This is a genomic window from Pantoea sp. Lu_F5_004, from assembly GCF_051136245.1.
Taxonomy (GTDB): domain Bacteria; phylum Pseudomonadota; class Gammaproteobacteria; order Enterobacterales; family Enterobacteriaceae; genus Pantoea; species Pantoea agglomerans.
Genome location: NZ_CP194946.1, coordinates 3230888 through 3244417 on the forward strand (window position 1 = coordinate 3230888; position 13530 = coordinate 3244417).

At 48.6% G+C, this 13530-nt stretch carries 12 protein-coding genes; all 12 read right to left on the reverse strand.

From position 1 onward, the window contains the following. Positions 1 to 13: 13 nt before the first annotated feature. The 12 genes from ACR8BN_RS15150 to tssC all read right to left on the reverse strand — a co-directional run bounded on the left by ACR8BN_RS15150 (position 14) and on the right by tssC (position 13521). Positions 14 to 919 (reverse strand): TagK domain-containing protein, encoded by a 906-nt coding sequence (locus ACR8BN_RS15150; RefSeq protein WP_434747074.1) that lies wholly within the window; start codon positions 917 to 919, stop codon positions 14 to 16. Next, positions 858 to 1124: a PAAR domain-containing protein gene (locus ACR8BN_RS15155; protein ID WP_031590415.1), complete on the reverse strand. Its 267-nt coding sequence runs from the start codon at positions 1122 to 1124 to the stop codon at positions 858 to 860. Before ACR8BN_RS15155 ends, ACR8BN_RS15150 begins: the two co-directional genes overlap by 62 nt. Before the next feature lie 66 nt (positions 1125 to 1190). Beyond that, positions 1191 to 3401 (reverse strand): type VI secretion system Vgr family protein, encoded by a 2211-nt coding sequence (locus ACR8BN_RS15160; protein ID WP_434747075.1) that lies wholly within the window; start codon positions 3399 to 3401, stop codon positions 1191 to 1193. A 26-nt stretch (positions 3402 to 3427) separates the two neighbouring features. Next, positions 3428 to 4117: a hypothetical protein gene (locus ACR8BN_RS15165; RefSeq protein WP_031590421.1), complete on the reverse strand. Its 690-nt coding sequence runs from the start codon at positions 4115 to 4117 to the stop codon at positions 3428 to 3430. Positions 4118 to 4147: 30 nt separating this feature from the next. After that, entirely contained in the window at positions 4148 to 4480 is a 333-nt protein-coding gene (locus ACR8BN_RS15170) for a type VI secretion IcmF C-terminal domain-containing protein (RefSeq protein ID WP_434747076.1), read from the reverse strand. Positions 4481 to 4503: 23 nt separating this feature from the next. Then, positions 4504 to 5574, reverse strand: coding sequence for an ImcF-related family protein (locus ACR8BN_RS15175; RefSeq protein WP_434747077.1), 1071 nt, complete (start codon positions 5572 to 5574; stop codon positions 4504 to 4506). Then, positions 5555 to 7705 (reverse strand): type VI secretion system membrane subunit TssM, encoded by a 2151-nt coding sequence (gene tssM, locus ACR8BN_RS15180; protein ID WP_434747078.1) that lies wholly within the window; start codon positions 7703 to 7705, stop codon positions 5555 to 5557. The genes ACR8BN_RS15175 and tssM overlap by 20 nt, the downstream gene beginning before the upstream one ends. A gap of 281 nt (positions 7706 to 7986) precedes the next feature. Next, positions 7987 to 9354, reverse strand: a complete 1368-nt coding sequence (gene tssL / locus ACR8BN_RS15185) for a type VI secretion system protein TssL, long form (protein WP_434747079.1) — start codon at positions 9352 to 9354, stop codon at positions 7987 to 7989. Continuing rightward, the gene (tssK, locus tag ACR8BN_RS15190) at positions 9354 to 10700 is read right to left on the reverse strand and encodes a type VI secretion system baseplate subunit TssK (RefSeq protein ID WP_031590425.1); all 1347 of its coding nucleotides are present in this window, start codon (positions 10698 to 10700) and stop codon (positions 9354 to 9356) included. Before tssK ends, tssL begins: the two co-directional genes overlap by 1 nt. 3 nt (positions 10701 to 10703) lie before the next feature. After that, positions 10704 to 11201: a type VI secretion system lipoprotein TssJ gene (gene tssJ / locus ACR8BN_RS15195; RefSeq protein WP_430018371.1), complete on the reverse strand. Its 498-nt coding sequence runs from the start codon at positions 11199 to 11201 to the stop codon at positions 10704 to 10706. Between the two features lie 143 nt (positions 11202 to 11344). Continuing rightward, complete coding sequence (locus ACR8BN_RS15200; RefSeq protein ID WP_031590428.1) at positions 11345 to 11830, reverse strand: Hcp family type VI secretion system effector; 486 nt, start codon at positions 11828 to 11830, stop codon at positions 11345 to 11347. A 191-nt stretch (positions 11831 to 12021) separates the two neighbouring features. Next, positions 12022 to 13521: a type VI secretion system contractile sheath large subunit gene (tssC, locus tag ACR8BN_RS15205; protein ID WP_031590429.1), complete on the reverse strand. Its 1500-nt coding sequence runs from the start codon at positions 13519 to 13521 to the stop codon at positions 12022 to 12024. Between the last annotated feature and the right edge of the window lie 9 nt (positions 13522 to 13530).

Here is a 13530-nt window from a genome sequence, read left to right on the forward strand (position 1 = left end):
TTAATTCCTTAAATTAATAATGCGTGTCCAGGCCTATTTTCCGCAAATCCTGAAACACCAACTCTGATATATTATCTCTGCCTTGCATAACACTAACTTCCGGTGAGAGTGCATGAAGCAGATCGGTTTTTTCCTCTTCGGTAAAGAGTTCGTTCCACTGTTCGTCCATTCCCAGTTCCGATAACGCTTTTTCAATCAATGAATCGCTATCCACGATACATTCCGTTAACGTTTTCTCTTTTATCTTCTCCCGGATATGTTCGAAATGAGCATCCGTCCTGATAATGCGCGTTTTCTGAGGTTGAACATCAATAACACCGCCATTATCCTGCTGCTGCCAGATCAGGAATCGCTTATATTCCACCGCCAGCATTTTCAGAATGTCGACCTCTTTATCCTGCGTTAGAATGACGTTATTTAGGTAACGAAGATCATTAATGTAATTACCTTTATTAGGCAGGATATCTTCAACGTCATGAATCGGACTATCAGCTCCCCGGCTATCGCTTGAATAAGAACCATATGTTAGTGGCTCGTTATGCGCTAACTGAGCATCGCTGATCACGCTCATTTTGAAGTGTCCAGCCTGAATTCGGCTTGATTCGCGTAATGGATGAATACTTCCATAGGCGACGTCAATGTCATCCAGACGGCAGACGCAACGCGAACACAAATTCATCATCACCAGCCGGGTCATGTGCCAGTAAAACATGATAGCGTCGTGGCCAGCATGAGCACTGTGTACGTCAAATGCGCCAGCGAGCACATCAAATGTCGCAGCATTGCCCTGAATGAGGTTGCGGACAAGCGAGACCGGTTGCCGTCGTGGCGGCCATTCAAAATGAATGTTCACAACATTAACTGCCAATAAATACGCTTGGTGAGCCGCAAACAACCACCGCACCGCAACCCGTGACATCGCCTAATCGCGCTGCCGGCATACCGTTAATGAAAACCGTGCCCGACCCCGATGCCACGGGAGCAGCTCCGTGGCCAATTGCACATGGCGCTACGCTTGCTCCAGCCATTGCAGCAGGCTGGCCGTTGATAAAGACATTACCCGAACCGGAACATAAAACGCCGCCATGTGCGGTGGCGTCACCTATCCTTGCTGCATTTTGCATTGTTATTTCTCCTGTTCAGAATCACAAAAAAAGAGAACCTTGTTTTGCTCTTAGTTAACTAAATGCTTAAGGTTCAATCTCCTGGCTACCTGTTGGTGTCGGCGTTGGTGCCGGCGTTGGTGCCGGTGTTGGTGCCGGTGTTGGTTCCGGTGTCGGTTCATCAGTCGGAATAGGTAAGTCCGGAAGCGGAATAGTCACGCCCATCAATGACCTAATCATTGGCAATCCTGGCAACCCCACCATGGCACCGCCTCCTCCTCCGCCCCCACCACAACTGTCGCAGCAACTATCTCCCGGGTTAATATCAACTTCCCCGCCCTGAATTATCACCTGACTGGATCCAATGATTTTTATTTTCTTCGCTGAAATCACCAGTTCACCGCCTGCGGTCAGCGTCATCGCGCCACCAGCCGTCTGCATCAATGCGCCGCCAGCAACCATTGAACTGGCTCCACCGACAGAAACAGAGTGGTAACCACCAACATTTGTCATGAAGGCCCCCCCGACGTTGATCCCTTTTGCGCCGCCGACGCTGTCTGACTGACTGCCACCGACCTGAATGCCAAGCGAAGCACCCACCAGCGCACTACTATTACCAATTACGTCAGACATGTAGTTGCCGCCTACGAACAGGTTGCGTGATACCCCTACATTGACACTGGAATTTAGGCCTATGGTTTGTTCTTCGTTTTGCTTTGTTAAGCGGGTCATATTCCGCTCAGCCTGCTCCCAATACTCTTCCTGCCCGGGCTTATCTTCAAAGCGAATGCCATTGTAGTTGCTGCGTCCCCCGCCAACCGTACGGCTGATAAGACCACTTTGCGTTGCGTTGACCGGCAGCTCCCAGGGCGGCATAGTGACATTGTTATAGAGATTTCCGGTTATCAGTGGTCTGTCTGGATCGCCATTAATGAAGTCAACAATCACTTCATGTCCCACTCGCGGAATATAAATGCCGCCAAAGTTATTGCCTGCCCAGGCCTGACTCACTCGCATCCAGCAGGAGTCTGACTCACGGTTTTGACCATAACGGTCCCATAAAAAGCGCACTTTCACGCGACCATACTCATCAGTCCAGATATCTTCACCTTCCGGACCAACGACAATTGCCGTCTGAGGGCCACTGGTCTTTGGCTTTTCGATGATCATCGGATGACGGTAAATCTTAGTGGTCGGTTGCACAGTGAAGTGACATGTGTAACGAAACTCATCCGTTGATGTCAGCTGGGCGATCTCTTCAACTTCAAGCTTACTGCGCAGAATCATATATTCACGATTGGCTTTTTCTACCGGGTAGTTGACCAGTTCAAATACGCAGCCGCAGGCGATACCACGTAACTCACCGGAACCGTTGCAGCGGGAACCGAGTGCGCCGCGCTCTTCCATTCGCACACGCGCCAGTTGCTCGCCAATAGCAGGTTGCTCGTAATCACCTGGCCAGTGGAAAATCTCCATCTGATTGAAACTGGTCTTACGCGGTTTACTGTCAATCGCCATAATGTCCGCGCGCGATTTAGTAAAATCATAATCGTTCGTGACCCATTTACCGGAGGTAATCGTTTCCTCAAAATGGAACTGACTAATATATTCCTGGTCCATTTTTGGGCGATCAGGCGCATACTGAATGACATGGTAAGCCTCGCTGGTGAAACGCTTATGCGTACCTACGTTATCTACCAGAATCAGCTTATGGCTTTTTTCACTGTGTTCGAAAAACCAATAAATCCCCCACTCTTCCATTAAACGTTCAATGAAATCGAAATCAGTTTCACCATACTGAACCTGAAAATCGAGTAGAGGATAACTTCCTGCCAGTCGCTTTTCATAAGTGAAACTATAATCCGCCAGCACCTCATCAATAATATCAACTACGGATTTTTGCTGAAAAATCTTATAATCCGCGGTTAACTCTGCGAGATGAAGCCAGGGACGAAGGCAGATTTCATATAACGCTTGATTACCGTCACGTCCGACATAGCGAGCTTTCTGCACAATCCCGGTTATTTCACGGACGTTTTTACCTATATTGAGAAGATCCCCAAGCCCATTGCCATCCAGTTCAATTTCAACGCTCATCTCTTTGCCGATTAATGCTTTTAAATCAACATTCGATGCCGCCTGCCAGGGGATAAGCGGGTTCGCAGGTGTCTTTGCAGTCACCAGGTATGAATAAAGTAAGGAAAGTGCCTCCTCACCAACCAGCTTTGAGATGACTAAAGCAGGTTCCCCAAGTAGCAAGGGCATAGCAGGACTACTTAATCCAATTGTTCGTGACATATAATCACCTGATGCGTTATGAATTTTTAAAAAGACCCGTCAGCCGGGTTAGTCTTTTCATGCCGTAATGAAATTCTTTGCGAATCCAGAACCATTCGGTGTCGGCTTTGTTGCCAAATCCAGATCCCAGCCTCGCGCTGAAGGCAGTCAGGCCAGTTCTTCCATGGCATAACGCCGACGCCATCACCCTCCGCTATGCGATAATCCTGTTGCGATCCCTCCCTGAATAGCATTTTTGATTGTTTTTCAAAGCGCCATGTCGGCTTAAGTAAAAACTGCCTCCAGGGAGAATATGCCCATCGAAGTGCTCTGAACCATTGATATAGTGGTTGCCAGCTCTTTGATGCCATATCCTTTTCACCTGCAAGGTTTAAAATTCTCGCTGCCCAAAATGTCAGCGGATATTTAGTGTGCATATTTTTTTGCAACCACGAAGCAGAAACAACGCTGCATATAACAAAGAGTTGTTTCTCACCCTCTTTTCCTGACGTCAGACTAAATGCACCTGCGCAATATCGTTGTTTTGCCTGCGGCGCCCCCGAAATAATAAAGCACCAGGGATAATGCTCTACCGATAATTCCTCAGACATGCCGGAACCGATATTTGGCAATATATGTTGGGTAATAATTGATCGCACTTCACGATGGATTTTTCCTGAGCGCCTTAACAGGCCTGGACGTAATCCATCGATCAATAAAAACATGCGTATCGACATAATATCCTCTGGCGTAATGGCCGCTGATTCTTAATAGTCGCCAGAACAGTGAAAATCTCTCAACAGGGCCACCAATGACCGATCTTTATAAGTCAGACCAGAGATGCCAATATTCGCCCGACGGGAATCCAGTTCATAGACCCATTGCATCTCGCCGGACTGCGTAACCAGCATATCACTGGCGTGATCCATCCAGCGAAACAGTGCCCACGGACCGGAAAAGCTCATCGACGACGTACCCGACGCGACACGTGGCATGGCGTTGATCATCACTTTTGAGGTCATACGCGAAGCTGGCCAGAGAACTGAAACCGGTGAAACCGGCCAGTGGGCATAATTCACCTGCTTGCCGTCAAAGTTCATATTAAGTTGAGTAATAGACGGATCTAAATAGGGTACTGACACATCAAAGAGCAGCGAAAGACGTCGCCCCCCTCTTCCTGAAAAAAGAGATGACGAATCTCGGCCGCTTTTTCAAACAAAGCCAATGTACTTTCATTTTCTTCACTGTCGCCTTTATAACGCCAGGGGCGCGTTGACGTGTCCACTTTGTCTGCCAGATTCTTTTTGAAGTAATCATCTACTACGCCACCTGCAGCAAAGAAGCGTTCAAAATCGGCAACTTTAACTTCACGCTGGCTTTGAGCGAAAGGATAGCGTCCCTGCAACGTCGCACGGCAAATCTGCCCAATTTTGTCTTCGATACCTTCGTTACTTTTAGCAATGGCCTCACGGTGAGCACGATGCCATGCACCTTCAAGCAACGGAGCAATAACAACAGGCAGCGGGTCCGGCCAGGTTTGAGCCTCAGCACCCAGCTGTTTCGCCGAACTGGAAAGCGCCATCGCATTGCCGTTTTTCAATGCATCTTCGTAGACCACAAACAGAGTGTATTGCTCGTTAAGGGAACCCAGTAATTTGCTCAACCCCGCTTCGCCACTCAACGGAGGCATTTCTGCTGCCAGCTCGCGTTTACCGGTTACAAATTCACGTAATGGCGCAAACTGATTATCAACCTGCTCCTGAAGTAATTTTTTTTCTATCGCAGTATACGCAAGGCTCACTTTGGTCGCGGCGCTCAGGATTTGCCCCTTATTACTGACCTTCTCAAACAACGATGTATTCTCTTTGCCGACCAGCGTGGTTTCGCTCACTGCGCGGGACAGCAGGTTTGCCAGTGGCGAATCAGACGCACTGAGCACGCGTAGCATATAAATGTCGCCCGCCATGCCCGTCCCTGTATAGGCATCATCCAGCTGCAACAGGTCGGTTTTAAGACGAATATTGCCTAGAAAGCCCTGCCAGTAGCGTGCATATTCATCCAGATAGCGCTTTAGAATTTGCTGCTGTACGGGATTAACCAGTACCGTACTGGGGATTAATCTGTTCTGCTCTTCCGACCCGCTCTGCTCAGCTTTACCTAATACCCACGCATCCTCACGTTGCAGCCAGATCAAACCGGGTTCCATTTTTTTTAAACACGTCGTAGTAGCCAGCACGGGTAAACAGTCCGGGAATAGCTGTCACACCGCTTTCGTCAATGAGCGTGAACAATTCACTGCCGCGAGACTTCGTCATCGCGTTTAATGTCAGATCGGCTGGCGCATCCTGCATGACCGAATCTTTTATGCGTTCATAGAGCCGGCTTGCCAGATCGTCACGCTCAAGCATTGCCCGCGCATATTTAACCAGACCGTCATCCAGACTCTGCCCATAACGTCGCCATTCAGGCGAGTCAAAAAGTCGATTCAGGTGGGCCACAAAAATCCGGCGCTCCTCATAAGGCTGTAGCTTTCCGGTGCTTTCCCACAGACGGGTAATGGCAGCGATCATATACGACTTGTCGAACGTCCCCTGTCCGTGAACCTGCAAGTAGAGTTTCAGTAAGCGGAAAATTGGTTCAGACTGACCATTATCAATGGCGTTCTGAAGAGCAAGGCTAACCTGCTGCTCTATCTGCGGCAGAAGCAAACGCTGTAAAAAGAACTGATAGAGTGAGTCGGAAGACTCCACAACTTCGCCACCGGTATAAAGCCCATAGCGCCACTCAAGTGGTGGATTAAATAACGCCAGCGAGCCATATTCCGGCAGATATTGTGAAAGTGTTAACAGACGAGGAAGCAGACTATCGGTCGGCTTTTTGACGAAGTTTCTTATTTCTGTATCAAGTGTGCTGACCTTCCCCTCCACAACACGGAGGTAGCCACTATTATGATGATAGCTGTGCCAAAAACCGTTCAGCAGAACCACAGCCAGCATGAGGGAAAAGGTATGACCCAGAAAACGCTGCAGGCGGAACTTTGATTCATTGGCCAGGTTATGGCGCGCCAGGCCGCGATCTTTAACAATGACCTCGCTAAAGAGCTCTCTGAGGAAATACTGACGCCCGTAGGAGACATCGCCCACCAGAAAATCACGCTCCTGAGGTTGTGCGGTCAGTGAAGCTGACACCGTGGGTGATGTATTCTCAACATAGTTCTGCCACTGGCGGATGATGCTCTGATTGTTCAGTAAGCTGAATCCAACGGGCTGATGACTGCTGCAGAAATAGATACCACGTAACAGGGTGTAGTTCTGCGACTCATCGTAGCGGGAAGCGAATACAATATTGTGCACCACTTCTGCGACATGCTCTGACAAGAGATGAAAATCCTGTGGCAATCCGTACATTTTTTTTCGATCGCGATTAGCGTACTCCTCCTGCTGACGGACAATAATATCGCGCTCGATACGCTCCTGAAGCAGCGCAAACTCTGCTTTTATCTGGCTCTGCAGCCCCGATGGTGCCAGGGTGTTGATATCGCCATAGGGGAAGGTGACTCCCCATACCTGCTCCCGTTCCTGCTCCGTCAGCATTCTGAAGTATTCAGCAAAGCCTGGCAGTTGATCGAGTTTTGTGACCAGCACATACACAGGAAAACGCACGCCCAGTGTTTGACGAATGTCGTCAATCCTGGCGCGCAGGCTTGCCGCCAGCTCAAAGAGTTCAGCCTGGCTGCGACCCACTAAATCTGCCGCGGAGACGGCAATAATCACGCCGTTCAGCGCTTTAACCGGGCGATATTTCTTTAAGGTCTTAAGGACCGCTCGCCATTCGTTAATAGTGGAATCGGGATCGCTGACATATTTGCCTGCGGTATCAACATAGATAGCATCATTGGCCAGCCAGCATTCGCAATTCTCAGTGGCACTGGCGGGCTTACTGACCTGATTAAGCTGATCAGGTAGCGGAAAATCTTGTCCGGATGCGAGGATAGCTGAAGTTTTACCTGCATTCTGAGTTCCCAGAACCATGTACCAGGGCAATCGGTCCAGCGGTTTTCGCGCCAGAATGACACGCTGGAAAAAAGAGAGATTACCGTGGCGTTTGTTGACGTAATCAACTGCACGAGCAATGGCCGCTGAGATTTCGGATGTATCACTTTCTTTCGTTGCAGTTTTGTTTTGGGCGAATTTATCCAGCAGTGCCGGATTATCCTTCAGGGCCAGTAGCAGTAACCAAAGACCATACAACAATGCGCAGACCAGCATTATTCCGATGATCGCCAGCCTGACACCCACAGCAGTCAGGGGATGTTTTTCGCCCACCAGCAGAAAAGGGCCAAACACCCAGACCATGACACACAACGTTGCAGTTAACGCGATAAACAACGGCCAACGTAGCCAGAAGCAGACCAGGCAAAGTGCGGCCAGCAAAGTAAAGATCACGCGTGACTCAATGCTCTGCAATGGACGTGACACGCCAAAACCAAAAAAGGGTCCCAGAAACCAGATCGCTGCAATCAGCAATCCGATACAACACACAATCAGCAGCGTCTTCATAAACCGCGCCGCGAAGACTCTATTTAAATAGGACATTGTTGCTCTCGTTAATACGTGACAAAAAATTCTACACGGCGATTCTTTGATCGACCCTGAGCAGTGGCGTCGGAAGCCAACGGCTGGCTGCTGCCTACACCTTTGACTTTTACTTTGTTACTCGGCAAACCTGCTGCAATAAAATAGCGGCCAACTTCTGCCGCACGTTTTTCCGACAACACTTCGTTATTCGGCAATAAAGGCCGGTTGATTGGCGTAGCATCCGTGTGGCCGACAATTAGCACCTCACCTTTCACGCGCTGAACCTCACGAGCAATGCGCTGGATAACTTTGACCATGTCGGGCTCAAGCGACGTTGAACCTGAACGGAACAACGAGTCACCTTTGAGCACAACTTTGCTCTGGGTTTGAGTTTCATCTACGCTGAGCAGCTGCTTCTGGATTTCGTTACGCAGCAAAATGGCCAGCCTGAGACGAGTTTTAGTCTGCGACATGACAACGTTGATGTTGTGCATGGCATTGATATCGCTTGTGATGCCGTCGAGCCGGGTCAGCAACATGTATTTCGAACCGATAAACGCTGAGGCGACTAGCACACCTACGCACAGAGCCGTAAGCCGGACAGGCAGAATGTTCTTTTCACGCTGTATAGGACCGCCAGGCAATAAACCATGAGGTGAAAGGGCTGGCTGAGTCGTATTACGTGCACTCTGAATTAACGTCAGCAGTCGCTGCCGGATTTTAGTCAGCTGTCGATCGCCATCCTCAATAATGCTGTAACGGCCTTCAAAACCAAGGCCGAGAATGCGCAGCAGTATCTCCAGTACATCGACAAATTCGGAGGGATTCATCGACAAGCGACCTACCAGTAAGAAAAACTTATTACCGCCGTCGTTATCCCCTTCAAAGTGGTTTAGCAGGTTGCTCTGCGACCAGCCCGCGGCCAGTCCCCACGTTGTGGTGTGCGCAAATTCGTCAAGCGCAGTACAGAGGCAATAGCGTACAATCGCCATTTTTTTCCAGGGTATATTCACTTCGTCACAGACAACACTGAATAAATTTATCTGGTTTTTAAGCGTATTTTTCAGTATCTCAACATGCGTCATGTCACTGACGTTGTCAGGCATATCGCCCAGCGCCCGTAACAGAGGCTGAGCCGCCTCCAGCAGCGGATTATCCGCAGCTCTGACCTTCAGAATACGTTGCTGTACGCTCTCACTACCAGGCATACGCTCTTGTCTGGAAGCCTGCCCGCCTTTTCTGGTGCCTTCGTTATGACTGTCATGTGGCGGTTCCGGCGGCTCGATCCAGTCACCCTGCTCATCAAGAAGAAACTTACCCAGTGCCTGCGGCGAACGACTCTCGCCGACTTCGCGTTCTGATGAACGCGCGTCCGGAGAATTGGTATCGTCTTTCATCAGCTCCTGATTCCCCACAATTCCATCTTAAGCCCAGGAAATTCACCTGCGATGTGCAGCGCCAGTGCGCCGGTGGTCGATATTTTGTCCCAAAAAGATCCATTCTTAAGCAGTTCGAAATAGACATAGCCAGCGCTATAGGGGATCTGCCGCGGTGGAACCGGCAAACTCTGCAAAGTAAGTCCAGGCAGGTGTGAACGAACCAGTTCGTGCAACTGTTGCGGCGCACTGATTTTGGCCTGAGCATGAAATTGCTGCTGCAAAACGTCCATCGGCAATTGAGCGTTGACGGCCAGGACAATATTTGAGAATGACTGCAGTTCACCCGGCAGCACCGATGCTGACCAGACACCGTTACCTTTCGCGCGGAGATCAATAAGCTGCCCTGCTCGTACCAGAATTTGATTCATGAGATCGTTAACCTCTTCAACCAATGGCCGAATAGAGGAATAGAGCCCTGCATGATCATATCCCGGTGCCGCTTTCGGACGTCGGGTCTTAACACGAATAAAGGTGGAGAGTTCCCCTGCCAGTTTTGCCAGCTCTTCATACAAAATAATCGGCGGCAGTTCAGGTATATGCCGCAAATGATCAAGAATGGGTTCATATTTATTGAAGATTTGCAGCAGCAGATAATCCACAACCTCGGCGCTGGCGCTTGCCTTACCGTCGGAAGTTGAAAGACGCGCGGCCAGCATCTCCGCGCGTATTTTGACCAGCCCATTCAGGTGCGTCAGCCACTCTTTAAGTAATGGATTTGCGGCATAGCCGGTTACCGGAGGAATATAATCATCCACATGTAACAGAACGCTGCCGTCTGGCTGAATAGCTTTTACCCGGGTAAGCGGCAGGCCAATCCATGATTCGGTCATCTCAGCTTGCGATACCAGTTTCAATCGAAGCATCGCCAGCTGAACCGGCTTAGGTCCCTGCCTGATTGAATTGGTATCGCAGAGCTCAGCCTCTTCAGCCCGGAAACGCGCCAGCGAACTGGAGTCATTCTGGCTGAAAATTGTCTCGTCGCTATTATCAAGCCGCAACGGCACCGCCAGATAAATCATCTTGTCCAAATGCTCTGGCAGTATTGTCAGCGGCTCAGGCAGATCGGCGTGATCGGGCACATCAAAGGGCGTGCCGTCCTGAAGCACGCCCCGGGCACTTCGAAGGACCAGTTTGCCGTAGGTCAGCGCTTCACGGTCAATTTCATATTGTGAGAACCCCCAGTAAAAAGGACTCAGCGTGGCAGCCCGCTTATGTGCGTAATATTCAAAATAACGTTCTTGCTGTTGAAATAGTTGCGGGCGAAGAAACAGTCCTTCACTCCAGACGACCTTATTTGTTCTCATGGTTTAATCCATTTTTCTAATAGTTATTGCTGACTTCTTAAAATTCACATTCAACGCAATGGCATCATCGCTAAACATTCTTTTCCACCAGGAGCTGACTGGTGGCGGCAACTCATAAATTTTCAGCCATACCGCATCGTTAAGATCCCGATATGCTCCAATGACCCCTAATGCCTGGACTTTATTTTCTGTCGACAGGAAAACAGATCGCATCTCGCCGGGTTTTAATATTGCTTCGTACATTTTTGATGAAGATGACGCTAAAGATTTATTGCTACCTTCAATGATTTCAAAAAAATCGGCATTACTGAAAACATCCGTATCGCGAATGTTATAAATGAATATGTTCAGCGGAGCAGGATGGCCCTTCTCGTTTGGGTTAATATCTTTATCTGCAATCAGATTTATTTTTATCTCACCATCTTCAGGCATCCGGTCTTTTTTACTGCTGCAGGAGATCAAAAAAAGAGTCAGCAAAATGAGTGCTAATGTATTTCGCATTTTCCGTTGATTACTTTTTATATCTGTTCTGCAAAACATGAATCTACCTACATTGTCGACTTTTTAGAATTCAATGATGCAACCACCCGGTTGGATAAAAGTTTTGCCGCCGAGGCGGCAAAACTTATTGCTCAGCAGGAAGATTAACTGCGCAGGTTTGCTTTCACATCATAGCTGGTAGAAATGACGCCAGATTTAGCACCTTCAGCATTCTGCATGACATAATCCTGAGTCACTTTGGTAAAGGCGAAAGTTATACGCTCACGTGGACGCATTTCATCAACGCTGGAGCCAGCTGTTTCAACCCGGGTAATAATGACATCAGTGAATTTGATGGTCAGATATTCCAGCGGATCACCACCGGCCTTACGCACCACAAACTCAACATCTTTGATGTGTTTACCCGAGAGGCAGTAGCTAAGTAAATTGGTGCTTGCTTTGTCGATGTAATGCTCAAAGCAGAAATCATCTACCGTTGCCTTACCGGAACCGCCGCCAGAACCACTGTGCATATTAGAATGCTGAGCAGTCGCCCAATTCCATGAAAGCACTTCGATCTCATTCTTATGCGTGGCATCCAGTGACTCGCCTTCGATACCATTAATTTTAATGAACATATCCTGAGCCATAATATCTCCTTTATCAGCTCTTAACGAAAAACGTTACATGTTTTGTAACGGCAATGACTCGCCAGAAATACCTCCCCGCTCGTGGGAAATGATTTCCAACAGATTAAGTGTAAAAATAAATTAAAACCACAAGAATAAAATGATTACTCTTTTTTATTGTCTCAATCAGGCAATGAAAGTTAATTTCCTGATCAGACAACTCCTTTTAAAGAAGGTAATTTAGCAACCATACGCAAAGATACGGTTAATCCTTCTAACTGAAAATGTGGTCGCAGGAAAAATTTCGCCTGGTAATAGCCAGGATTACCTTCCACATCTTCCACAACCACTTCAGCTGCTGCCAGCGGGCGTCGCGCTTTCGTTTCCTGAGAAGAATTAGCGGGATCACCATCCACGTAATTCATTACCCAGTTGTTCAGCCAGCGCTGCATATCCTCACGCTCTTTAAAAGAACCGATCTTATCGCGTACGATACACTTCAGATAATGAGCAAAGCGCGAGCAGGCAAACAGATAAGGTAAGCGTGCTGACAAATTGGCATTCGCGGTCGCATCCGGATCGTAATATTCTGTTGGCTTCTGAAGCGACTGCGCACCAATAAACGCGGCATAATCAGTGTTCTTGCGATGCACCAGCGGGATAAAACCATTTTTAGCCAGTTCAGCTTCACGACGATCAGAAATCGCAATCTCGGTTGGACACTTCATGTCCACACCGCCGTCATCGGTCGGGAAAGTATGGCAAGGCAGATTTTCTACCACACCACCGCTTTCAACACCGCGGATCATGGTGCACCAGCCATAGTGTTTGAATGAACGGTTAATATTTACTGCCATCGCATACGCGGCGTTCGCCCAGACAAATTTACTGTGATCCGCACCGTCTGTTGTTTCTTCAAAGTTGAAGTTATCAACCGGATTGCTGTTAATTCCATAGGGAAGACGAGCCAGGAAACGCGGCATAGCCAGACCAATATAACGAGAGTCTTCAGACTGACGCAGTGAATTCCATGCGGCATATTCCAGGTTTTGGGTAAATATTTTGGTCAGATCACGTGGATTTGCCAGTTCCTGCCATGACTCCATCTGCATTACAGAAGGTGACGCACCAGTAATAAATGGCATATGCGAAGAAGCGGCCACTTTACCGATCGAGGAGAGCAGATCCACGTCTGCTGGACTGTGGTCAAAGTGGTAATCCGCCACCAGACAGCCGTAAGGCTCGCCGCCCAACTGACCATACTCTTCTTCATAAATCTGCTTGAATAACGGACTTTGATCCCAGGCAATCCCTTTATAGCGCTTCATATTGCGGCGAAGATCGTCTTTAGAGATATCCATAAAGCGCAGTTTCAGCTTTTCATCAGTCTCGGTGTTATAGACCAGATAATGAAGACCACGCCATGCGCTTTCCAGTTGCTGAAACTCTTCATGATGCAGGATCAGATTGACCTGCTCAGAGAGCTTGAGATCGATCTCAGCAATGATGGCTGCGATGTTTTTATAGGCATCATCAGCCATGGTGATTGACGTACTCAGCGCCTGTTCAGCCAGCGTTTTCACCGCTGCCTGAACCGCTGATTTTGCCTGTTGAGACTTCGGTTTAAATTCACGCGTTAATAACGCATTAAAATCACTCTGTGTGGCGGTATTTGCGCCAGCCTGTTTAGATGTTACTTGTTGGGTAGACATAGTTATCTC

Coding starts and splice junctions, on each gene's coding strand:
- ACR8BN_RS15150 (WP_434747074.1), bottom strand. CDS start 919: ATGTCACGGGTTGCGGTGCGGTGGTTGTTTGCGGCTCACCAAGCGTAT.
- tssL (WP_434747079.1), bottom strand. CDS start 9,354: ATGAAAGACGATACCAATTCTCCGGACGCGCGTTCATCAGAACGCGAA.
- ACR8BN_RS15155 (WP_031590415.1), bottom strand. CDS start 1,124: ATGCAAAATGCAGCAAGGATAGGTGACGCCACCGCACATGGCGGCGTT.
- tssC (WP_031590429.1), bottom strand. CDS start 13,521: ATGTCTACCCAACAAGTAACATCTAAACAGGCTGGCGCAAATACCGCC.
- ACR8BN_RS15170 (WP_434747076.1), bottom strand. CDS start 4,480: ATGAACTTTGACGGCAAGCAGGTGAATTATGCCCACTGGCCGGTTTCA.
- ACR8BN_RS15165 (WP_031590421.1), bottom strand. CDS start 4,117: ATGTCGATACGCATGTTTTTATTGATCGATGGATTACGTCCAGGCCTG.
- tssK (WP_031590425.1), bottom strand. CDS start 10,700: ATGAGAACAAATAAGGTCGTCTGGAGTGAAGGACTGTTTCTTCGCCCG.
- tssJ (WP_430018371.1), bottom strand. CDS start 11,201: ATGCGAAATACATTAGCACTCATTTTGCTGACTCTTTTTTTGATCTCC.
- ACR8BN_RS15200 (WP_031590428.1), bottom strand. CDS start 11,830: ATGGCTCAGGATATGTTCATTAAAATTAATGGTATCGAAGGCGAGTCA.
- ACR8BN_RS15160 (WP_434747075.1), bottom strand. CDS start 3,401: ATGTCACGAACAATTGGATTAAGTAGTCCTGCTATGCCCTTGCTACTT.